Origin of the sequence: Arthrobacter sp. zg-Y40, assembly GCF_020731535.1 — a bacterium.
GTDB lineage: Bacteria > Actinomycetota > Actinomycetes > Actinomycetales > Micrococcaceae > Arthrobacter_B.
In genome coordinates this window covers 195,422-216,371 of the sequence record NZ_JAJFZS010000008.1, presented here as the reverse complement: position 1 = coordinate 216,371, position 20,950 = coordinate 195,422, and the positions used below count along the sequence as shown (strand labels likewise).

Annotated in this window: 21 protein-coding genes; 3 read left to right on the top strand and 18 right to left on the bottom strand. The window is 67.0% G+C overall.

Annotated elements, in window-relative coordinates; translation table 11 throughout:
* The first annotated feature begins 54 nt into the window (after positions 1-54).
* Both LJ754_RS08400 and LJ754_RS08395 read left to right on the top strand, forming a co-directional pair.
* Positions 55-489 (top strand): Hsp20/alpha crystallin family protein, encoded by a 435-nt coding sequence (locus LJ754_RS08400; protein WP_227911468.1) that lies wholly within the window; start codon positions 55-57, stop codon positions 487-489.
* A gap of 155 nt (positions 490-644) precedes the next feature.
* Entirely contained in the window at positions 645-794 is a 150-nt protein-coding gene (locus tag LJ754_RS08395; protein ID WP_227911469.1) for a hypothetical protein, read from the top strand.
* A 22-nt stretch (positions 795-816) separates the two neighbouring features.
* Here LJ754_RS08395 and LJ754_RS08390 read toward each other — a convergent pair whose 3' ends face one another.
* The 13 genes from LJ754_RS08390 to pyrR all read right to left on the bottom strand — a co-directional run bounded on the left by LJ754_RS08390 (position 817) and on the right by pyrR (position 15,583).
* Positions 817-2,955 (bottom strand): primosomal protein N', encoded by a 2,139-nt coding sequence (locus tag LJ754_RS08390; RefSeq protein WP_227926232.1) that lies wholly within the window; start codon positions 2,953-2,955, stop codon positions 817-819.
* A gap of 5 nt (positions 2,956-2,960) precedes the next feature.
* Entirely contained in the window at positions 2,961-4,184 is a 1,224-nt protein-coding gene (metK, locus tag LJ754_RS08385; protein WP_227911471.1) for a methionine adenosyltransferase, read from the bottom strand.
* 54 nt (positions 4,185-4,238) lie between these two features.
* Positions 4,239-5,465 (bottom strand): bifunctional phosphopantothenoylcysteine decarboxylase/phosphopantothenate--cysteine ligase CoaBC, encoded by a 1,227-nt coding sequence (gene coaBC / locus LJ754_RS08380; RefSeq protein WP_227926231.1) that lies wholly within the window; start codon positions 5,463-5,465, stop codon positions 4,239-4,241.
* A gap of 30 nt (positions 5,466-5,495) precedes the next feature.
* Complete coding sequence (rpoZ, locus tag LJ754_RS08375) at positions 5,496-5,759, bottom strand: DNA-directed RNA polymerase subunit omega (protein WP_227911473.1); 264 nt, start codon at positions 5,757-5,759, stop codon at positions 5,496-5,498.
* Between the two features lie 26 nt (positions 5,760-5,785).
* Complete coding sequence (gmk, locus tag LJ754_RS08370; RefSeq protein ID WP_227911474.1) at positions 5,786-6,355, bottom strand: guanylate kinase; 570 nt, start codon at positions 6,353-6,355, stop codon at positions 5,786-5,788.
* Positions 6,356-6,408: 53 nt separating this feature from the next.
* Complete coding sequence (mihF, locus tag LJ754_RS08365; RefSeq protein ID WP_227926230.1) at positions 6,409-6,726, bottom strand: integration host factor, actinobacterial type; 318 nt, start codon at positions 6,724-6,726, stop codon at positions 6,409-6,411.
* A 116-nt stretch (positions 6,727-6,842) separates the two neighbouring features.
* A complete protein-coding gene (gene pyrF / locus LJ754_RS08360; protein ID WP_227926229.1) occupies positions 6,843-7,703 on the bottom strand; it encodes an orotidine-5'-phosphate decarboxylase in 861 nt (286 codons plus the stop codon).
* A complete protein-coding gene (gene carB / locus LJ754_RS08355; RefSeq protein WP_227926228.1) occupies positions 7,696-10,992 on the bottom strand; it encodes a carbamoyl-phosphate synthase large subunit in 3,297 nt (1,098 codons plus the stop codon). Before carB ends, pyrF begins: the two co-directional genes overlap by 8 nt.
* Positions 10,992-12,128, bottom strand: coding sequence for a glutamine-hydrolyzing carbamoyl-phosphate synthase small subunit (gene carA, locus LJ754_RS08350; RefSeq protein WP_227926588.1), 1,137 nt, complete (start codon positions 12,126-12,128; stop codon positions 10,992-10,994). The genes carB and carA overlap by 1 nt, the downstream gene beginning before the upstream one ends.
* Positions 12,129-12,166: 38 nt before the next feature.
* Complete coding sequence (locus LJ754_RS08345) at positions 12,167-12,682, bottom strand: PH-like domain-containing protein (protein WP_227926227.1); 516 nt, start codon at positions 12,680-12,682, stop codon at positions 12,167-12,169.
* A complete protein-coding gene (locus tag LJ754_RS08340) occupies positions 12,682-14,007 on the bottom strand; it encodes a dihydroorotase (RefSeq protein ID WP_227926226.1) in 1,326 nt (441 codons plus the stop codon). The genes LJ754_RS08345 and LJ754_RS08340 overlap by 1 nt, the downstream gene beginning before the upstream one ends.
* Positions 14,004-14,999, bottom strand: a complete 996-nt coding sequence (locus LJ754_RS08335) for an aspartate carbamoyltransferase catalytic subunit (RefSeq protein ID WP_227926225.1) — start codon at positions 14,997-14,999, stop codon at positions 14,004-14,006. Before LJ754_RS08335 ends, LJ754_RS08340 begins: the two co-directional genes overlap by 4 nt.
* On the bottom strand, positions 14,996-15,583 hold the full coding sequence (pyrR, locus tag LJ754_RS08330) for a bifunctional pyr operon transcriptional regulator/uracil phosphoribosyltransferase PyrR (protein ID WP_227926224.1): 588 nt from the start codon (positions 15,581-15,583) through the stop codon (positions 14,996-14,998). Before pyrR ends, LJ754_RS08335 begins: the two co-directional genes overlap by 4 nt.
* 146 nt (positions 15,584-15,729) lie before the next feature.
* Between pyrR and LJ754_RS08325 the strand changes: the two genes are divergently transcribed.
* Complete coding sequence (locus LJ754_RS08325; RefSeq protein WP_227926223.1) at positions 15,730-16,941, top strand: PrsW family intramembrane metalloprotease; 1,212 nt, start codon at positions 15,730-15,732, stop codon at positions 16,939-16,941.
* An 86-nt stretch (positions 16,942-17,027) separates the two neighbouring features.
* On the opposite strand, the gene nusB is transcribed toward LJ754_RS08325, so the two are convergent.
* The 5 genes from nusB to aroC all read right to left on the bottom strand — a co-directional run bounded on the left by nusB (position 17,028) and on the right by aroC (position 20,950).
* Positions 17,028-17,438, bottom strand: coding sequence for a transcription antitermination factor NusB (gene nusB, locus LJ754_RS08320; RefSeq protein WP_227911483.1), 411 nt, complete (start codon positions 17,436-17,438; stop codon positions 17,028-17,030).
* The gene (gene efp, locus LJ754_RS08315) at positions 17,435-17,998 is read right to left on the bottom strand and encodes an elongation factor P (protein ID WP_227911484.1); all 564 of its coding nucleotides are present in this window, start codon (positions 17,996-17,998) and stop codon (positions 17,435-17,437) included. The genes nusB and efp overlap by 4 nt, the downstream gene beginning before the upstream one ends.
* Before the next feature lie 65 nt (positions 17,999-18,063).
* The gene (gene aroB / locus LJ754_RS08310; protein ID WP_227911485.1) at positions 18,064-19,185 is read right to left on the bottom strand and encodes a 3-dehydroquinate synthase; all 1,122 of its coding nucleotides are present in this window, start codon (positions 19,183-19,185) and stop codon (positions 18,064-18,066) included.
* Entirely contained in the window at positions 19,186-19,752 is a 567-nt protein-coding gene (locus LJ754_RS08305) for a shikimate kinase (protein WP_227911486.1), read from the bottom strand. It lies immediately after the preceding gene.
* Positions 19,736-20,950, bottom strand: coding sequence for a chorismate synthase (gene aroC / locus LJ754_RS08300; protein ID WP_227911487.1), 1,215 nt, complete (start codon positions 20,948-20,950; stop codon positions 19,736-19,738). The genes LJ754_RS08305 and aroC overlap by 17 nt, the downstream gene beginning before the upstream one ends.

Sequence of the window (20,950 nt, the reverse complement as noted above, 5' to 3'; positions counted from 1 at the left end):
ACAAAGGCAGAACAACGCTTGAATCAAGCGATCGAATGGAGGAGTTGATACCACATGGCTATGAAGTTTGATCCGTTCCAGGAACTCGACCGGATGGCACAGGCACTGCGCGGTGAAGGAACGCTCCGCGGCATGCCGATGGACCTTTACCGGCAGGGCGACCACTATGTCCTGGCCGCCGACCTGCCGGGCATCGATCCCGGATCCATCGACGTTGATATCGACGGCCAGCTGCTGACCATCCGGGCCCAGCGCACCCTGCACGGAGCCGAAGGCGTCAAGTGGCTCACCCGGGAACGGGAAAGCGGTTCGTTCCTGCGCCAGCTGAACCTGGGGCAGGGACTCGACACCGAGAAGATCTCCGCAAGCTACGAGAACGGTGTCCTGAGCGTAACCATCCCGGTGAGCGAGCGGGCCAAGCCGAGGAAGATCGCGGTGCAGGCAGGCGAAGCCCGTGACGCCGAGGCACACGAGGCCGTCAGCGCGTGACAACCAAGCGGGGTCCCGGGAACTCTCCCGGGACCCCGCTCTTGTACGCGGTTGTTGCCAAGTTCACGCCGCTCAGGTTAGGGACCGTTCCGTGGCCGGCTGGATACTGGAAGGGACTCCTCTTAGTCGCCGCCTCCAGGAAGAAGGGATGGCCTGTGCATATTCCCAAAGTCAATCGGCCCGGCTGGATGATCCACGGCGTGCCCCGCGGACTTCTCGGAAGGCTTGCCCGGCTGGGCAACGCCGCGCAGCTATCGCTCCTCGTGCTGCTCGCGGGCTGCGCCGTCCTGTGTGAACTGCTGTAGCTGTGTGAACTCTTGTAGCGGCTTAAAGGATGTCGGTGCCGTCCACCCGCACGTACACCGGGTCGCCCGTGCGCCGCGCTGATGCTGCGGCCTTGACGGACCGCAACGACGCCGTGATGGACGGGGCCGCAGCATAGGGGAAGAACAGCAGCGTGCGGTACCTGCCGCCGGCTCCGCCCAGCTGCCCGGCCTCCGGTCCCCTGTCCTGGACGCCGCCCGGAAGACCTGCGGAGGGAAGCGGTGCAGGACCAATGGAACGGACCCCCTGAGGCAGGTCCAGCCGGGTACTAAAGGCTTCCAGTGCCTCACGCGAACCGGTCAGCTCCGCATACCGTACAGCAGGAGGCAGGCCTAGTTCCTGCCGCAGCGCCAGTTCGCGCTCCGCTGCCCCCGCAGGGTCCCAGCGCAGCAGGTGCCCAACGGTTGTGCCGTCGTCGGCCGTCACCACCACCAGTCCCTTCTCCCCCGCCGGACGAACCAGCGCGGCGGCGCTGAACCAGCGCCGCAGGGTATCTTCCCCGGCACGCAGGGACTCCCGCGAGAGCATCGCGTTGCCGTCCAGCAGGATGGCCGCCGCGTATCCGCCGGCCGCAACCGGTTCGGCTCCGGGCGTGGCAACCACCAGTGCAGGCGCATCAGGGATCTCGGCCCGCACATGGTCCCCAGCCGATGAAATGACCGTGGTGGAAGGAAAGGCGCGCCCCAGCTCCTCGGCAGTGCGTCCCGCGCCGGCAGTGGAACCGCGCAGCTGTGTTCCGCCGCAGTTGCCGCAGTGCCACATAGGCTCCGGGCGCCCGCACCAGCGGCAGGCGGGAATGCCGTTTCGGCTGGCCAGCCCCAACGGACCGGAGCAGTGCCGGCAGCGCGCGGGTTCCCGGCAGTCCTGGCAGGCAAGGGCCGGAGAGAAACCGGTACGTGCCACCTGGACCAGCACCGGACCGCGGGTCAGCCCGTCCTGGGCGGCCTTCCACGCTGTATGCGGAATCCGGGCCCGGGCCGCCAACGGATCCCGTTCCATGGTGAAGGAGTCCGAGGTGCTGACCACGCGGGGCGCGTGCCCGCGGACGGTGGAGCGCTCGGCCGCGATCCCGGCGGCCCAGCCGCTGGCAACCAGCCGCTGGGCTTCGGTGCTGCGCGAATGCGAGGCAAGCAGGAGCGCACAGTTCTCCAGTTCGGTGCGCAGCAGCAGGACATCGCGTGCATGCTGGTAGGGAGCGCGCTGCTCGGCATGCAGGTCATCGGCGTCGTCCCAGAGCACGGCCAAGCCAAGGTCCGTTACGGGTGCGTAGGCAGCTGACCGGGTGCCGATAGCCACCCGGACGTCACCGTGCAGCAGCTTTAGGAAGCTGCGGTAGCGCGGGGTGGGACCATCCTCCGCAGTCAGCCGCACAAACGCGTCGGCTCCGATGCGTGCGGTCAGGGCAGCCTGAAGCCGGGCCAGGTCCTTGTTGTCGGGCACCACCACTACGGCCCCGCGCCCGGAAATCAGCGTGGACCGGACGGCTTCGGCGATTTCGGCAGGCCAGTCCTGCGGTCCGTATCCGCCCAGTGAGGAGAGCACCGCGCGCGGACTGTGGCCGGCAGCCAGGTGGGTGAGGAAGCGGGGGCCGTGCGGATAACGTGCCAGCGGATTCGCTCCGGCACCTTCCGGTCCGTCAGCCTTACCCGGTGCGGCCGGCGTAGCAGTTTCGCCGTCGGCCGCCGCGTTCTTGCGTGCCGTGAATTCCTTGTCCACACGGGCCGCCCGCGGCGGAATGGCGACGCGCAGCACATCGTGCACCGTGCCCGCGTACCGTGCCGCCACCGCTTCAGCCAGGCGAAGGATCTGCGGGGTGAGCACCGGCTGCGGGGAAATGACCTTACCCAGCGGCATCAGCCGGGCCGTGGTATCCGCTTCCGCGGTCCGTTCGGTGATGAACCCGGGCAGCTCCTGCCCGCCGAACCGGACCTTGACCCGGGCACCGGACACCGCGTCGGCGTCGAGCTCCACGGGAACCAGATAGTCGAACGGCCGGTCCAGGTGCGGCAGGGGCGAGTCCAGCAAGACGCGCGCTATCGGCAGGGCAGGCGCCGGCTGGGCCTTGCCCACTGCCTTGGCCGGCGGCGTGAAGCCGTGCAGCAGCGACAGCTGCACGGCCTCCCCGGACTGGTCCGCTGCCATGCCGGCTACACGTTGAAGTAGCTGCGGAGGTCCTCGACCTTGTCCTTGCGCTCCCAGGTGAACCCTTCATCCTCGCGGCCGAAGTGGCCGTGCGCGGCGGTTCGCTGGTAGATGGGGCGCTTCAGGTCCAGGCCGTTAATGATGCCCAGCGGGCGGAGGTCGAAGACCTCCTGGACGGCGTCGGCGATCCGGGCCGGGTCAACGGTTTCGGTCCCAAAGGTCTCCACGTAGATGCCTACGGGGCGGGCCATGCCGATGGCGTAGGCAATCTGGATTTCCGCACGCCGGGCCAGGCCGGCGGCGACCACGTTTTTGGCCACCCAGCGCATGGCGTAGGCCGCTGAACGGTCCACCTTGCTCGGGTCCTTGCCGCTGAAGGCGCCGCCGCCGTGGCGGGCGAATCCGCCGTAGGTGTCCACAATGATCTTGCGGCCGGTCAGGCCGGCGTCTCCCACGGGGCCGCCGATGACGAACGGGCCGCCCGGGTTGATGATGTGCTGCACATTGGAGACGTCCAGGTCACTGCCAGCGAGCACGGGATTGATGACGTACGCGGCCATGTCGGCCCGCAGCTGCTCAAGGTCCAGGTCTGCGGCGTGCTGGGTGGATACCACCACGGAATCAACGGACACTGGGCGGTCGCCGTCGTAGCCAATGGTGACCTGGGTCTTGCCGTCCGGGCGGAGGTACGGGAGGGTGCCGTCCTTGCGGACGTTGGTCAGGCGCTCGGAGAGCCGGTGCGCCAGCCAGATGGGCGTGGGCATCAGCACCGAGGTTTCATCACTGGCGTAGCCGAACATAATGCCCTGGTCCCCCGCGCCTTGGGCGTCGTACGGGTCCACCACCTTGCCGGTGCGGTTTTCCAGGGAGTTGAACACGCCGGAGGCGATTTCCGGGGACTGCTGGCCAATGGAGACGGACACACCGCAGCGCGCACCATCGAAGCCGTTGGCGGAAGAGTCGTAGCCGATGTCCAGGATGGTGTCGCGGACCAACTGCGGGATTTCGACGTAGCCCTCGGTGGTCACCTCACCGGCAACATGGACCAGGCCGGTGGTCACGAGGGTTTCAACAGCTACCCGGGACTCGGGGTCCACCTTGAGCAGTCCGTCGAGGATGGCGTCACTGATCTGGTCGCAGATTTTGTCCGGGTGGCCCTCAGTGACGGATTCCGAGGTAAAAAGGCGCAGGTTGGACTGCGTCTTGGGAGAGGCAGAAGTAGAAGTCACAGCATTTACTCTACCGGGCACCCCGGACACTCCCGGACCCGGCCGGCCGCGGGGTCAGGACCGGCGGGCAGCCAGTTCGCCGGCAATCCGTGCGACGATGCGCGCCGAGACCTCGGATTTGGTACCGGCGATGGTTCCGGCCGGCTCCAGGTCCGAGTCCTGCGGTGAGAGAATCGTCACCTCGGTTTCGTCCTGACCGAAGACCAGGGACCGGCCCACCCGGTTCAGCACCAGCAGGTCGCAGCCCTTCCGGGCCAGTTTCTTGCGGCCGTATTCCAGGACGTCGGCTGACGCGTCACCGGTCTCGGCGGCGAACCCGACAATAAGCCGCGGTGCGGCGGTGGCGGACGCATCCCGGTCCTGCACCAGTTCGCGCAGGATATCGGGGTTGCGGACCAGGGTAATCACAGGGTCGGGGACGTCGTCGCTCTTTTTGATTTTGGTTTCCACCGTCCGGTCCGGACGGAAGTCGGCCACGGCCGCGGCCATGATCAGCACGTCCGAATCGGCGGCAGCCTCGCGGACTGCCGCACGCATGTCCAGCGCGGTCTCCACGGAAACCAGTTCGACGCCGGCAGGGGCCGGGACGTCCATGTGGGCGGCGATGAGGCGCACCTTGGCGCCTGCGGCAAGGGCGGCCGAGGCCAGCGCGGTCCCCTGCTTGCCGGAGGAACGGTTGCCCAGGAAACGGACCGGGTCCAGGGGTTCGCGGGTGCCGCCGGCGGTGATGGTTACAGTGGTACCGGAAAGCGGGCCCGGCTCCACCGCGGCCAACGCGGCAGCGTAGATCGCTTCGGGCTCGGGCAGCCGGCCCGGACCCGAGTCCTTGCCGGTCAGGCGGCCGACGCCCGGTTCCAGGACCACGGCGCCGCGGCTGCGCAGGGTCGCCACGTTGGCCGCCGTGGCGGGATGGGCCCACATTTCGGTGTGCATGGCAGGTGCGAACACCACCGGGCCCCTGGCCATCAGCAGCGTATTTGTCAGCAGGTCATTGGCCTGCCCCGAGGCGGCGCGCGCCAGCAGGTCCGCCGTGGCGGGGGCGACCACAATCAGATCGGCTTCATGGCCCAGCCGAACGTGGTTGACCTTCTCCACCTCGTCAAAGACCGAGGAGGAAACGGTATTGCCGGACAGTGCCTCCCAGGTGGCAACTCCAACAAACTGCTTGGAGGATTCAGTGGGCACAACGCTGACGTTGTGCCCGGCTTCGGTAAACAACCGCAGCAGCGACGCGGCTTTGTACGCGGCGATTCCGCCGCCAACGCCCAGAACTACGCGCACGCTGCTGCCTTCCCCCGTTGGTGGTGCTGTCTACTCGGCGGTTTCGCTCGGGCGCACCACAAGCATGCCGTCGTTGATCTCGCGCAGGGCGATGGACAGCGGCTTTTCGTTCAGCTTGGTTTCGACCAGCGGGCCAACATACTCGAACAGGCCCTCATGGAGCTGGGAGTAGTAGGCATTGATCTGGCGGGCGCGCTTGGCACCGTAGATGACCAGCGCGTACTTGGAATCGGCGGCTTCGAGCAGGTCGTCGATCGGCGGGTTGATGATGCCTTCAGACACAGGGTTCTCCAAAATTCTTGAACGGGATTCGAGGTTTGTCAGCGCTGGCGCGGACTGATTCCCATGAGTGATACGAGCTCAGCTGCAGCCCGCTGGACGTCATCATTAATGACGGTGTGATCGAACTCGGACTCGGCAGCAAGTTCCAGTTTAGCGGTTTCCAGCCGTTGCTGCTGCTCTTCGGGGGTTTCGGTACCCCGGCCCACCAGACGGCGTACCATTTCGTCCCAGCTGGGCGGGGCCAGGAACACGAAATTCGCCTCCGGCATGGACTTCTTGACCTGGCGTGCGCCCTGCAGGTCAATCTCCAGGAGAACGCTGCGACCATCGGCCATGGCGGCCTCCACGGTGCGGCGCAGGGTGCCGTAGCGGTTGCGGCCGTGGACAACGGCCCACTCGAGCATCTGGTCCTGTTCAATCATGGCGTCGAACTCTTCAGCGCTGACGAAGAAGTAGTGCACGCCGTCTTCCTCGCCGGGCCGGGGTGCCCGGGTGGTGGCTGAGACGGAAAGCCAGACCTCGGGATAATTGTCCCGGATATAGGTGGACACAGTGCCCTTGCCAACTGCGGTTGGACCTGCAAGAACTGTCAGCCGCGGTTGCGACACGTAAACCTCATTCACTCGTGATAAATGCGCTGAAAGACTGCAGCGGTCGAAACCTAGTGGTTCTCCAGCAGCTCGATCAGCGCCTTGCGCTGATGCACGCCCAGCCCCCGGACACGGCGGGTGGTCGCTATACCTACCGTAGCCATTATTCCAGCTGCGCGGCGCTCCCCTACACCGGGCAGGGCGCGGAGCAGGTCCATGACCTTCAGCCGGCCTACGGCCTCCTCCCCCGAACGGGAGAGGATCACTTCTTCAATACTGAGGTCACCGGACTTGATGCGTGACTTGACCTCGGCCCGTACGGCCCGGGCGGCAGTGGCTTTTTCCCGGGCCCGGGTACGCTCGGCTTCGGTCAGGGGCTTGAGGTTCAAAAGGGACTCCCGGACGACGACGTACCGCTGTCAGCGGCTCTGCTGGTAGGACCGAACCTATCCGCAATCGAAGCCCAATTGCAATGGAGCGGGCTTTCGGCGCAGACGGCGCGCAGTTACGGTTCGGCTGCCAGCTCCGCGCCGGCCCGTACCGCCGCTGCCTGCAGCAACCGCGGATCCGGTCCGGCCTGCAGGATGCCGCGGCTGGAGGTAGCCAGGACATTGGGATACGCCGCTCCGAAGGTTTTGCGCAGGTCTGCGGCCGTGGCGCCTTGGGCACCCAGGCCCGGCGCCAGCAGGGGCGCGCGGGATGCGGCCAGGTCAATGTCCAGCCCGTCCAGCACCCCGGCCCCCACCGTCGCGCCGACCACCAGGCCCACCGGGCCCAGCCCATCCGGGGTCCGGGCGTTTTCCGCGGCGGCGGCATCAACCACGCGTGCAGCCACCGAGCGTTCCCCGTGAGCGTTGCCGGCGTGCTGCACCGAGGCACCTTCCGGGTTGGACGTCAGTGCCAGCACAAACACACCGCGTCCGCTGCCTGCTGCGAGATCCAGGGCCGGGCGCAGCGATTCGAAGCCGAGATACGGGCTGAGCGTCACGGCGTCGGCAGCCAGGACGGAGCCGTCCCGCAGCCAGGCATCGGCATAGGCAGCCATGGTGGAGCCAATGTCGCCGCGCTTGGCATCGGCAATGCTGAGCATCCCCGCGTCGGCGCACGCCGCCAGCAAGCGCTCCAGGACCGCCAGGCCCGCCGAGCCGTGGCGTTCGAACAGGGCCACCTGCGGTTTGAGTGCGGCGGCGTGCCCGGCCACCGCCTCCAGGACGGTCAGCGAGAAACGCTCCAGCCCGGCGGCGTCGTCGTTAAGTCCCCAGTCCGCCAAGAGGCCCGGATGTGGATCAACGCCCACGCACAGCTGCCCGCGGCGGTCCATGGCCGAGCGCAGCCGTGCGCCGAACTGACGGCGTGCCTCAGGCACCTGCGGCGGCCTTCAGGCGCGCGGCATGCTCCTGCAGCGAGGTGACATCCCATTCATAGGAGCGCATCGCCTCAATGGCCTGCACCGCGGCGCCGAACTCGGACACCGTGGTGACCACCGGGCAACCGATGGAGGTGGCAGCGGCACGGATCTCGTAACCGTCGCCGCGGGCCTGGCCGCCGGAGGGAGTGTTCACCACCAAGTTGATCTCACCTGCGGTGATGAGGTCGACGACGGTGCCTTCCCCGTTGGGGCCGGTCCCCTCGGCAACCTTCCGCACCACGGTGGCGGTGATGCCGTTGCGGCGCAGTACATCGGCGGTGCCGCCGGTGGAGAGGATTTCGAAGCCGAGGTCGCTCATCAGCTTCACCGGCATGATGATTGAGCGCTTGTCCCGGTTGGCCACGGATACAAACACCTTGCCGGCGGTGGGCAGGGCGCTGTTGGCTGCGGCCTGGGACTTGGCGAAGGCCGTGTCGAAGTATTTGTCGATGCCCATGACCTCGCCGGTGGAGCGCATTTCCGGGCCGAGCAGGGAATCCACCACAGTGCCCTCGGGCGTGCGGAACCGGCTGAAGGGCAGCACGGCCTCCTTCACGGCCACCGGGGCGTCCAGCGGCAGGGTGGAGCCGTCGCCGTCGGCGGTCAGCTTTCCGGCGGCCCGCAGTTCAGCGATGGTGACGCCGGTGCCGATCAGGGCGGCGGCCTTGGCCAGCTGCACTCCGGTGGCCTTGGAGACGAACGGGACCGTGCGGGAGGCCCGCGGGTTGGCTTCGATGACGTACAGGACGTCGGAGGCCAGCGCGAACTGGATGTTGATCAGGCCGCGCACGCCCACGCCGGCGGCGATGGCCCGGGTGGCTTCGCGGACCCGGGCGATGACGTCGGTGCCCAGGGTGATGGGCGGCAGCACGCAGGCGGAGTCGCCGGAATGGATGCCGGCTTCCTCGATGTGCTCCATGATCCCGCCCACGTACAGGTCGGTGCCGTCGAAGAGGGCGTCCACGTCGATCTCGATCGCATCCTCGAGGAACCGGTCCACCAGCACCGGGTGGTCCGGCGTGATTTCGGTGGCGTTGGTGATGTAGCGGGACAGGTTTTCCTCGTCGTACACGATTTCCATGCCCCGGCCGCCCAGCACATAGGAAGGCCGGACCAGCACCGGGTAACCGATTTCGTCCGCAACCTTCTTCGCGTCCTCAAAGGAGACGGCGGTACCGTTCTTCGGTGCGGTCAGTCCGCCCTGGTCCAGGACCCGCTGGAAGGCACCGCGGTGTTCCGCCAGGTCGATTGCCTCGGGCGAGGTGCCCAGGATGGGGACACCGGCGTCGGCCAGCGCCTGCGCCAGCTTCAGCGGGGTCTGCCCGCCAAGCTGGACGAACACGCCCAGTACGCCGCCGGTGCGCTGCTCGGCAGCGATCACCTCCAGGACGTCTTCCAGGGTGAGCGGCTCGAAGTAGAGCCGGTCGGAGATGTCGTAGTCGGTGGAGACGGTTTCGGGATTGCAGTTGATCATGACCGTCTCGTGGCCGGCTTCGCGCAGCGCCATGGTCGCGTGCACGCAGGAGTAGTCGAACTCGATGCCCTGACCGATCCGGTTGGGCCCGGAGCCCAGGATAATAATGGACGGCTTGGCGTGTTCGGCCACCTCGTCCTCCTCGTCGTAGGAGGAGTAGTGGTACGGGGTGTAGGCGGCGAACTCGGCGGCGCAGGTGTCCACGGTCTTGTAGACCGGGCGCACGTTCAGGGCGTGCCGGACGCCGCGGACAACGGCTTCCGGGGTGTTGGTCAGCGTTCCGATCTGCTCATCGGAGAAGCCGTGCCGCTTGGCCAGGCGCAGGATGTCCTCGTTGACCGACGGCGTGGCGCGGATCTGCTCGGCCGTCTCGTTGATCAGGGCCAGCTGGTCCAGGTACCAGGGATCGATGCCGGTGGCTTCGAAGAGCTCTTCAATGGAAGCGCCGCCCAGCAGGGCCTGCTGGACCTGCTGCAGCCGCTCGGTGGTGGGCCGCTTGGCTGCTTCGACCAGGGCCGGGACGTCGGCGGCGTCCACCGGATCGAAGGACAGCGTGGCGCCCTTCTGCTCCAGGGAACGCAGCGCCTTCTGCAGGGCTTCGGTGAAGTTGCGGCCAATGGCCATGGCCTCGCCCACCGACTTCATGGTGGTGGTCAGGGTGGGATCCGCGGCCGGGAACTTCTCGAACGCGAACCGCGGAACCTTCACGACCACGTAGTCCAGGGTCGGTTCGAAGGACGCCGGGGTCTTCTTCGTGATGTCGTTGGGGATCTCATCCAGGGTGTAGCCCAGGGAGAGCTTGGTGGCGATCTTGGCGATGGCGAAACCGGTGGCCTTGGACGCCAGCGCGGAGGAGCGCGATACACGCGGGTTCATTTCGATGACCACCACGCGGCCGGTATCCGGTTCGATGGCGAACTGGATGTTGCAGCCGCCGGTGTCCACCCCCACCTCGCGGATGACGGCGATGGCGATGTTGCGCAGCTTCTGGTATTCGCGGTCGGTCAGGGTCATGGCCGGGGCCACGGTAATGGAGTCGCCGGTGTGCACGCCCACGGGATCGAAGTTCTCAATGGAACAGACGACCACCACGTTGTCGTTCTTGTCGCGCATCATTTCCAGCTCGTATTCCTTCCAGCCGAGGATGCTCTCTTCGAGCAATACCTCGGAGGTCGGGCTGTACTGGATGCCGGCGCCGGCGATGCGGCGCAGGTCCTCCGCGTTGTAGGCCAGCCCGGAACCCAGCCCGCCCATGGTGAAGGAGGGCCGGACCACCATCGGGTAGCCCAGCTTTTCGGCTGCGGCGAATGCCTCATCCATGCTGTGCACAATGATGGAATCAGCTGATTCGGCGCCGCAGCGTTCGACGACGCCCTTGAACTTTTCGCGGTCCTCGCCCAGTTCGATGGCGGCAATGTTGGCGCCGATGAGTTCCACGTTGTATTTCTCCAGCACGCCGTTCTTATCCAGCGCGATGGCGGTGTTCAGCGCGGTCTGTCCGCCCAGGGTGGGAAGGATGGCGTCGGGGCGTTCCTTGGCGATGATCTTCTCGACCACCTCCGGGGTGATCGGCTCGACGTACGTGGCGTCGGCGAACTCCGGGTCCGTCATGATGGTGGCCGGGTTCGAGTTCACGAGGATGACCCGCAGGCCTTCCTCCTTCAGGACGCGCAGCGCCTGCGTGCCGGAGTAGTCGAATTCCGCGGCCTGGCCGATGACGATCGGGCCGGAGCCGATGACCAGGACGGATTTAAGGTCGGTTCTGCGGGGCATTAGATGCTCTCCTTGTTCTTGCTGGAGGCCATAAGCTCCACGAAACGGTCAAAGAGGTAAGCGGAGTCGTGCGGGCCGGCGGCGGCTTCGGGGTGGTACTGGACGGAGAAAGCCGGGATGTCCAGGCAGGCGAGGCCTTCCACCACGTTGTCATTCAGGGACACGTGGCTGACCTCCACCCGGCCGTAGCGGGACTCCGGTGCGGTGACTGGACCGTCCAGCGGTGCGTCGACGGCGAAGCCGTGGTTCTGGCTGGTGATCTCCACCTTGCCGGTGCGGCGATCCAGCACGGGCTGGTTGATGCCGCGGTGGCCGTAGCGCAGCTTGTAGGTGCCGAAGCCCAGTGCGCGGCCAAGGATCTGGTTGCCGAAGCAGATGCCAAAGAACGGGGTGCCGGAATCGAGCACCTCGCGCAGCAGGTCCACCTGGGCGTCGGCGGTGGCCGGGTCGCCGGGGCCGTTGGACATGAACACGCCGTCGGCCTTCAGCGCCGAGATGTCTTCAAAGGTGGAAGCGGCGGGCAGTACGTAGGTCCGAACGCCGCGCTCGGCCAGGCGGACCGGGGTCATCGACTTGATACCCAGGTCGACGGCAGCCACCGTGGCAACCGGTTCGCCCGTCCAGCCGTGGTCCGCCGGGTCGATCAGGTAGGTTTTATCCACACTGACCTCTTCGGCCAGGCGCGCGCCTTCCATGCCCTGCTGGGCACGGACCTCGGCGAGCAGTTCGGCGTCCGGCCGGCCGGCGTCGTCGCCCGAGAAGATGCCGGCCTTCATGGCACCGCGTTCACGCAGGTGCCGGGTGACGGCGCGGGTGTCGACCCCGGAGATGCCGACGACGCCCTGCTCCGCCAGCTGCTCGTCCAGAGTGGATTCGGAGCGCCAGCTTGAGGGACGGCGGGCGGCGTCGCGCACAATGTAGCCGGCCACCCAGATGCGGCGGGACTCGGCGTCGTCGCCGTTGACCCCGGTGTTGCCGATGTGCGGTGCCGTCTGGACCACCAGCTGCCGGGCATAGGAGGGATCGGTGATGGTTTCCTGGTAGCCGGTCATGCCGGTGGCGAAAACCGCTTCGCCCAGGGCAGTGCCCTGCGCTCCGTAGGCCCGTCCGCGGAAGGTGCGCCCGTCCTCGAGCATCAGGACGGCGGGGGTGGGATTGATGATCTCGTGGACTGTCACAGTTGTTCCTCGCTTGGGGCGGCCGATTCCGGCAGAAGTTTCGTTATGGCGTTTACCAGGGGGGTCTTGTCGCTGCCCGCGCGGGTCCGGAAGCCGGTGTCCACGCGCTTGGGGCCGAGCTGCCAGGTCACGGTGACCAGGCCGTCCTTTTCGACGAATTTGCCGGCCATTCCGCGCTCCAACCGGACCGCGCGCAGGTCGGACTTGGGGATCCACAGATCCTCGGCCCCGGACCGGGCAAACAGCAGGCCTTCGGGGAAGACAGCGGCGGTGGCATTGGACTTGACGCCCAGTCCGTACTGCGCCACCCGGTCCAGCCAGTCGCCGGCGGTGGTGGTGACCACGTACTGGCCCAGCGCCTGGAAACCCGGTTCCGACAGGTCCTCCGGCACCGGCAGGGGGCGGGGCATGTCCTGCTGGCGTCGTCGGCGGCCGCGCCAGCCCAGGGCAAAGAGGCCCAGGACCACGACAACGAGGGCGGCCAGGCCCAGGAAGAAGTACAGCAGTTCCATCAAGATTCCTTTGCGGCAGCGGGGTGGGGCGTGTTCAGCCTGCCGGACAGGACCGTGGGGTGGCCGGCGTAGAAAACCGCCTCGACCACGCCGGGCAGTTCCAGTCCGGCAAACGGACTGTTGCGTCCCTTGCTTGCCATCTTATGAGGGTCAACGGTCCGGCGCGCAGTTGGGTTCACCAATATGACATGGGCCGGTTCACCGGCGGCGAGGGGACGGCCCTGCGTGGAGACATTCCCAATCCGGGCAGGTGTGGAGGACGTGACGCGGGCAAAGCCGGCCCAGTCCATCAACCCGGTGTCGATCATGGTGTGCTGCACTACGGACAGCGCGGTTTCCAGGCCGGTCATGCCCATGGCCGCCTGCTCCCATTCGCATTCCTTGTGCTCACTGGGATGCGGGGCATGGTCTGTGCCCACAATGTCGATGGTGCCGTCAGCCAGTCCGCGGCGGACTGCCTGCACGTCCGCGGCAGTGCGCAGCGGCGGGTTGACCTTATAGACCGGATCGTAGCTGCGCACCAGCTCATCGGTCAGCAGCAGGTGGTGCGGGGTGACCTCTGCAGTGACGCTGATGCCCTGCGCCTTGGCCCAGCGGATGATTTCCACGGATCCGGCGGTGGACAGGTGGCATACATGCAGCCGGGACCCGGTATGTTTCGCCAGCAGGACATCGCGGGCGATGATGGCTTCCTCGGCGACGGCCGGCCAGCCGGCCAGGCCCAGGACGGCACTCACCTCGCCCTCGTTCATCTGGGCGCTTTCAGTGAGCCGGGGTTCCTGCGCGTGCTGCGCCACCACTCCGTCAAAGGCCTTGACGTATTCCAGCGCCCGGCGCATCAGCACCGGATCCGAGACGCATTTGCCGTCGTCGGAAAACACCCGCACCCGGGCACGGGAATCGGCCATGGCACCCAGCTCGGCCAGCCGTTCCCCGGCCAGGCCCACGGTTACGGCTCCTACCGGGCGCACGTCCACCCAGCCGGCGCGTTCGCCCAGGCTCAGGACCTGTTCCACCACACCGGCGGTGTCCGCGACAGGCATGCTGTTGGCCATGGCGTGCACGGCGGTGAATCCGCCCAGGGCCGCGGCGCGGCTGCCCGTTTCCACGGTCTCGGCGTCTTCGCGGCCGGGCTCGCGCAGGTGGGTATGCAGGTCCACCATGCCCGGCAGGGCGATCAGGCCGTGTGCCTTGAGAACCTCGGCGCCGTCGGCGTCCAGGCCGGGGCCGACGGCGGTGATGGTGCCGTTTTCGATGCGGATATCCGCCTGCTCCGTGCCGAGCACCGAGGCGTCGCGGATCAGGTAGGTGCCGGTGGTGCTCATAGCGAATGCTCCTGTGCTGTGCGTGCGTGGCTGCCCTCACCGGAGAGCAGCAGGTAAAGGGCGGCCATCCGTACGGATACGCCGTTACTGACCTGGTCCAGGACGGTGGAGCGCGGCGAGTCCGCGGCCCGGGCGGAGATTTCCAGCCCGCGGTTCATGGGGCCGGGGTGCATGATGATGGTGTCCGTCAGGCCGAGAGCGTCCAGCCGGTCCAGCCGGACGTCGTCCAGGCCCCAGCGGCGGGAGTATTCGCGGACGGACGGGAAGAACGCCGAGTCCATCCGCTCCCCCTGCACGCGCAGCATCATCACCGCGTCGGGCCGGCTTTCCAGCGCCTCGTCCAGGTCATAACTGACCGTGCACGGCCAGGCGCCGACGCCGAAGGGCAGCAGGGTGGGAGGTGCCACCAGGGTGACTTCCGCGCCCAGGGTGCGCAGCAGCCAGAGGTCCGACCGCGCCACCCGGGAATGCAGCACGTCTCCGGCGATGAGCACCTTCATGCCGGCCAGGTCGGTCCCGGCGGACGGGTTTCCGTGCAGCCGCGCCCAGTGCCGGCGCATGGTGAAGGCATCGAGCAGGGCCTGGGTGGGATGTTCGTGCGTGCCGTCTCCAGCGTTCAGGACGGCGGCGTCGATCCAGCCGGAGTTGGCCAGCCTGGCCGGCGCCCCGGAGGAACCGTGGCGGATCACCACGGCGTCGGCGCCAATGGCCGCCAGTGTCTGGGCAGTGTCCTTCAGCGATTCCCCCTTGGACACCGAGGAGCCCTTAGCGGAGAAATTGATGACGTCGGCGGAGAGCCGCTTGGCGGCTGCTTCGAAGGAAATCCGGGTGCGGGTGGAATCTTCGAAGAAAAGGTTCACCACGGTGCGGCCGCGCAGGGCGGGAAGCTTTTTGACTTCCCGCTCCCCCACTGCCGCCATCTGCTCCGCCGTGTCCAGGATTGCCAGGGCATCTTCCCGGCTGAGGTCCAGTGTGGAGAGCAGATGCCTCATGCAGTGCCCTCGATAACCACTTCGTCGACGGCGGGAGCGCCGGATTCCGCAGTATCCGACTCGGTCAGCCGGACACGGACCTGCTCCCGCGACGAGGTGGGCAGGTTCTTACCCACATGGTCCGCGCGGATGGGCAGTTCCCGGTGCCCGCGGTCAACGAGCACGGCCAGCCGGACAATCCGGGGCCTGCCGAGGTCCACCAAGGCGTCAAGGGCGGAGCGGATGGTGCGGCCCGAATAGAGCACGTCGTCCACCAGGACAACCACCTTGTCGTCGATGCCGCTGGCCGGTTCGCGGGTGGCATACGGCGGCCGCGTGGGGCGGCGGGAAAGATCGTCCCGGAACATGGTGACGTCCAGCTGGCCGGTAATGGCCGCCGGGTCCACTCCCGGGGATGCTGCGGCAATCTTTGCTGCCAGGCGCTGGGCCAGCGGGTATCCGCGGCGGGGAATGCCCATCAGGACAAGGTCTTCAGGGCCCTTGTTGGCCTCGAGGATTTCGTGGGCAATGCGCGTCAGCGCGCGGTCTATGTCAGCTGAAGACAGAACGGTACGGCTGGGTACCGGGACAGTATGATTGTCCATTTCCGCTTCCTCCTTCCCCGCCTCACAGGACGGAACTTAAAGGTTGAATGCGCACCCAAGCTACCACAGGGCGCGCCGCACCCCGCGATCCGGAACCGGAACGTCAGTTGTGTGACTATTCTGTCTCCTATGAGCAGGCCCGACGCATGAGCGCACCCGGTTTCCAACCCGCCCCGCAGCAGTACCCCGGGCCTCCCGGGTACGCCCCTGCCTACGGCCCGGCCCCGGTGCAGCCCTTCTGGGTACCTCCGGAACCCCGCCGCGACAAGGGCCTGGCGGCCACCATTGTGCTGACGGTCCTGTCCGCGGCGGCGCTGGCGTGGGTCGGCATGGGGCTGATCGACCGTTTCGGTTCTCCGGCCTTCGTGATCTGCGGCATCCTGGCGCTGATACCGCTGGGCATTTGCTTCCTCGGCATCTGGTGGGTGGACCGCTGGGAACCGGAACCGCGCAGCGCCCTGCTGTTTTCCTTCCTCTGGGGCGCCGGCGTATCGGTGGTGATCGCCCTGCTGCTCGGCCCGTATTTCACTCTCGCCCTGCTGGACATCCTGCCCTACACCTCTGCCGAAATCCTCGGACTTGTTCTCGAGGCACCGGTGGTTGAGGAAACAGCCAAGGGTCTGGGCATCCTGATCCTGCTGCTGGCCCGCCGCCGGATTTTCGACGGTCCCGTGGACGGGATCGTCTTCGCAGCGTCTGTGGCTGCGGGTTTCGCCTTTACGGAGAACATCCTCTATTTCGGTACGGCCATGGTCGGTTCCGACTGGGGCGCCGCGGACCTGGGCTTCACCTTTGTGCTGCGCGGACTGCTCTCCCCCTTCGCGCACGTGCTCTTCACTGCCTGCACCGGCCTGGCCCTCGGCCTTGCCGCGAGCCGGGCCGGCCGCGGCTGGATTCTGCCGGCCTTCATCCTCGGCCTGATTCCGGCGATCCTGGGCCACATGCTGTGGAACGGCGGCCCGACGTTCTTCTTCGAGGACAACTTCTTTGTGTTCTACTTCCTGCTGCAGGTCCCGCTGTTTGCCCTGGCGGTCACCGGCGTGTGGATGCTGCGCCGCAAGGAGCAGCGGCTCACGCTGCGGCGCCTGGACGAATATGCCATGGCCGGGTGGTTCACACCGGCAGAAGTGCGCATGCTCGCCACCGGCAACGGGCGCCGTCAGGCCATGAGCTGGGCCAGGCTCAACGGCTCAGCGGGCACCATGAAGGAGTTCATCCGCCGCTCCACCCGGCTGGCCCTGACCCGGCAGCAGATTGCCGTAGGCCGCGACGTCGCAGCCAACCAGGAGTACGAGGCCACCCTGCTGGCCGAAGTGACCGGCATCCGTGCGGCCATGCTGGCGGGCGCGCGGGTCTAGGAAAACAGGCGTAAGGCATACAAAAGGACCGGCCCCCGCGGGGGCCGGTCCTTTTACGTACTGCCTGTGTCCGACTTGCCTGCCCCCTAGGCCAGGAGCGAAGGCTTCAATTCCTGCAGCCGGCCCAGCAGGCCGTTGATGAAGGCCGGGGACTCGTCCGTGGAGAGCGTTTTCGCCAGTTCCACGGCTTCGCTGATGGCGACCTTGTCCGGAATCTCGTCGTTGTAGAGAAGTTCCCAGGCACCCAGGCGGAGGATGATGCGGTCCACCGAAGGCATGCGTTCAAGCGTCCAGCCCTGCGAATACGTGCTCAGGAACTCGTCAATCTGTTCCTGCATCGCAACCACGCCTTCCACCAAATCCATGGTGTAGGGGTTGATCGTCTGGTCAGTCTGTTCGCGGCGGGCCCTGATGGCATCAAAGGCTGAAACCGAACGCTGTTCGGCTTCGAAGAGGACCTCCAGTGCGCGGGTCCGTGCTTTACTGCGTGCGCTCACTCGTTAACGCGTCCCAGGTAGTCGCCGGTGCGGGTGTCGACCTTGACCTTGGTGCCCTGCTCCAGGAACAGGGGAACCTGGATCTCGTAGCCGGTCTCGATGGTGGCCGGCTTGGTGCCGCCGGTGGAGCGGTCGCCCTGCAGGCCCGGCTCGGTGTACGTGATCTCCATGGTGACCGACGGCGGCAGTTCGATGTACAGCGGCGAACCTTCGTGGATGGCGATGGTGACCATCATGGACTCCATCATGAAGTTGGCGTTGTCGCCGACAATCTTGCCCGGAACCGTGAGCTGGTCGAAGTCGGAGGTGTCCATGAAGACGTAGTCTTCGCCGTCCTGGTACAGGTACTGGTAGTCGCGGCGGTCCACCGTGGCGGTCTCGACCTTGATGCCGGCGTTGAACGTCTTGTCCACTACCTTGCCCGAAGTCACGTTGCGCATCTTGGTACGGACGAACGCACCACCCTTGCCCGGCTTCACGTGCTGGAACTCGATGATGCTCCAGAGGTTGCCTTCAAGCTTCAGCACGGTGCCGTTCTTGATGTCGTTGGTCGTCGCCACAGTTTCTCTTCCGTTGTCCGTCTATATATTCAAGTCCGACGACTATTCTACCCGCTTCCGGGGAGCTACAGGCTGAGCCGGATCCCGCCCTGCGGCTCGGAAGCAATTTCCTGGTAGGCGGCGAACAGCAGCGAGGTGTCCGGCACCTCGAGCATGGAGGGTTTCGCCAGACCGTCCAGCACCACAAAACGCAGCAGGTCGCCGCGGGATTTCTTGTCCCGGCGCATGCCGTCCAGCAGGGCGGACCAACGGTCCTTCCGGTAGCTGACAGGCAGTCCCAGCGAGGACAGGATCTCCTTGTGCCGGTCCGCCGTGGCGTCATCCAGGCGCCCCACCATGCGGCCCAGTTCGGCGGCGAACACCAGGCCCACCGATACCGCCGCACCGTGGCGCCACTGGTAGCGTTCGGCCAGTTCGATCGAGTGTCCCAGGGTGTGCCCGTAGTTCAGGAATTCCCGGCGGCCGGCTTCGCGCAGGTCGGCGGAAACAATCTCGGCCTTCACACGGATGGATCGTTCCACGAGTTCGCGCACGACGTCGGAACCGCCGTCGCCCACTGCCTCCGGGTTGGCTTCCACCAGGTCCAGGATGGCGGGATCGGCAATAAAACCGCACTTGATGACCTCGGCCATGCCGCTGAGCAGTTCGTTCTTCGGCAGGGTGCCCAGGGCATCCAGGTCGGCCAGGACTCCAGCGGGCGGATGGAACGCACCCACAAGGTTCTTGCCTTCGGCCGTGTTGATGCCCGTTTTGCCGCCTACGGCGGCGTCCACCATGCCCAGCAGGGAAGTGGGGATGTGCACCACCTTGATGCCGCGCAGCCAAGTGGCAGCCACAAAACCGGCAACGTCGGTCACGGCGCCGCCGCCCACGGCAACAATGGCGTCGGACCGGGTGAAGTCGTTCTGGCCCAGGACCTGCCAGCAGAACGCGGCCACCTGGATGTGCTTGCCTTCTTCGGCGTCGGGGATTTCAGCGGTCACGGCCGTGAGGCCTGTTGCTGCCAGTTCGTCCCGCACGGTGTCCCCCGTGGTGCGCAGTGCCCTGGGGTGGATCACCAGGACACGGCGCACGCGTTCTCCGAGCATGTCCGGAAGACGCCCCAGCAGGCCGTTGCCTACGACGACATCGTAGTTGTCTGAGGGGGCGGAGCCGGTCACCGGAATGATCGTCGGTTCGGAGGGCATCTAGTCTTCTCCTTTAGTGAGGACGGAAGTCAGCCGGTCGATGATGGCCGGAACTGTGAGGCCCCTGGTGTCAATGGTGATGTCGGCCAGGGATTCGTAGACGGGACGGCGGACCTTGGCCAGCTCCTGCCAGCGCCGGACGGGGTCCGGGGAAAGGAGCGGCCGGTGGCCTGCCCTGGTGATCCGGGGAAGCACGGTTGCCAGGTCCGTATCCAAAAACACTACCGTGACGTTGGCCAGGAGCTGTTGCGTGCCTGAATCCAGGACGGCACCGCCGCCCAGCGAAATGACGGCAGGCTCCGGCGATTCCAGCGCGGCGGCCACGGTCCGGGCCTCGACCTCACGGAAATAGCACTCCCCCCGGGAACTGAACAGGTCTGCAATGGGACCGTGGCGTTCCACCACGGCCTCGTCCGTATCCACGAAGGGCAGTCCGGCACGGGCAGCGTAGCCGCGGCCCACCACCGACTTGCCCGCGGCCATAAAGCCCATCAGGACCACATGGCGTCCGGTGCGGCGGGTCTGTCCGCTGCGGGCGCTGCCGCGGCGGTCAGTACTGCGGGACATCGGTGCCGGCGGATTCCAGGGACTCGGGGATGGCCGCCAGGTACGCGCGCAGGTTCCGGGCGGTCTCCGGCACGGAATCGCCGCCGAACTTCTCGATCACGGCTTCGGCCAGGACGAGGGCCACCATGGCTTCCGCCACTACGCCGGCGGCGGGAACGGCGCACACGTCGGAGCGCTGGTGGTGTGCACGGGCCGGTTCGGAGGTGCGTACGTCCACGGTCCGCAGGGCGCGCGGCACGGTGGCGATCGGTTTCATGGCCGCGCGGACGCGCAGCAGTTCACCGATGCTCATGCCGCCTTCGATGCCGCCGGCCCGGTTCCCGGACCGGACCACGCGGCCGGAGGCGTCCTGCAGGATTTCGTCGTGTGCAGCGGATCCGCGGCGCGTGGCGGTGAGGAACCCGTCACCCACTTCCACGCCCTTGATCGCCTGGATACCCATCAGGGCACCGGCAATCCGGGCATCAAGCCGCCGGTCCCAGTGCACATAGCTGCCCAGCCCCGGCGGCAGGCCGTAGGCCAGCACCTCCACCACGCCTCCGAGGGTTTCGCCCTCTTTGTGCGCGGCGTCCACTTCGGCAACCATGGCCGCGGAGACGCCGGCGTCGAAGCAGCGCATGGGATCGGCGTCGAGGGCGTCAACGTCGGAGGGCAGCGGGAGCGCTGCGTCCTGCGGCGCCATGACGCCGGCGATGCCCACGGTGTGGCTGACCAGGCGGATGCCCAGCTGGGACAGGAACGCAGCGGCTACGGCGCCGAGGGCCACCCTGGTGGCTGTTTCGCGGGCACTGGCACGTTCCAGGACGGGACGGGCCTCGTCAAAGCCGTACTTCTGCATTCCGGTGAAGTCGGCGTGCCCGGGGCGGGGACGGGTCAGGGGCGCGTTGCGGGCGGAATCGGCCAGTACGGAGGGGTCCACCGGGTCAGCGGACATCACCTGTTCCCACTTGGGCCATTCGGTGTTGCCGATCTCGATGGCCACCGGGCCGCCCTGGGTTCTTCCGTGCCGGACGCCCCCGAGGATGCGGACGGCGTCCTGTTCGAACTTCATCCGGGCACCGCGGCCGTAGCCAAGCCGGCGGCGGGCCAGCGCGGACTGGATCCCGGCGCTGTCCACTTCCACTCCGGCGGGGACACCTTCGACAATTCCAACCAATGCAGGCCCGTGGGACTCACCGGCGGTCAACCAACGCAACAT

What these genes read in the sequence shown, in the direction of transcription:
- LJ754_RS08400 (WP_227911468.1), top strand. Translation starts at nt 55, where the DNA reads ATGGCTATGAAGTTTGATCCGTTCCAGGAACTCGACCGGATGGCACAG.
- LJ754_RS08390 (WP_227926232.1), bottom strand. Translation starts at nt 2,955, where the DNA reads ATGGCAGCGGACCAGTCCGGGGAGGCCGTGCAGCTGTCGCTGCTGCAC.
- carB (WP_227926228.1), bottom strand. Translation starts at nt 10,992, where the DNA reads ATGCCCCGCAGAACCGACCTTAAATCCGTCCTGGTCATCGGCTCCGGC.
- carA (WP_227926588.1), bottom strand. Translation starts at nt 12,128, where the DNA reads ATGCTCGAGGACGGGCGCACCTTCCGCGGACGGGCCTACGGAGCGCAG.
- LJ754_RS08345 (WP_227926227.1), bottom strand. Translation starts at nt 12,682, where the DNA reads ATGGAACTGCTGTACTTCTTCCTGGGCCTGGCCGCCCTCGTTGTCGTG.
- LJ754_RS08340 (WP_227926226.1), bottom strand. Translation starts at nt 14,007, where the DNA reads ATGAGCACCACCGGCACCTACCTGATCCGCGACGCCTCGGTGCTCGGC.
- LJ754_RS08335 (WP_227926225.1), bottom strand. Translation starts at nt 14,999, where the DNA reads ATGAGGCATCTGCTCTCCACACTGGACCTCAGCCGGGAAGATGCCCTG.
- pyrR (WP_227926224.1), bottom strand. Translation starts at nt 15,583, where the DNA reads ATGGACAATCATACTGTCCCGGTACCCAGCCGTACCGTTCTGTCTTCA.
- LJ754_RS08325 (WP_227926223.1), top strand. Translation starts at nt 15,730, where the DNA reads ATGAGCGCACCCGGTTTCCAACCCGCCCCGCAGCAGTACCCCGGGCCT.
- aroB (WP_227911485.1), bottom strand. Translation starts at nt 19,185, where the DNA reads ATGCCCTCCGAACCGACGATCATTCCGGTGACCGGCTCCGCCCCCTCA.
- LJ754_RS08305 (WP_227911486.1), bottom strand. Translation starts at nt 19,752, where the DNA reads ATGTCCCGCAGTACTGACCGCCGCGGCAGCGCCCGCAGCGGACAGACC.
- aroC (WP_227911487.1), bottom strand. Translation starts at nt 20,950, where the DNA reads ATGTTGCGTTGGTTGACCGCCGGTGAGTCCCACGGGCCTGCATTGGTT.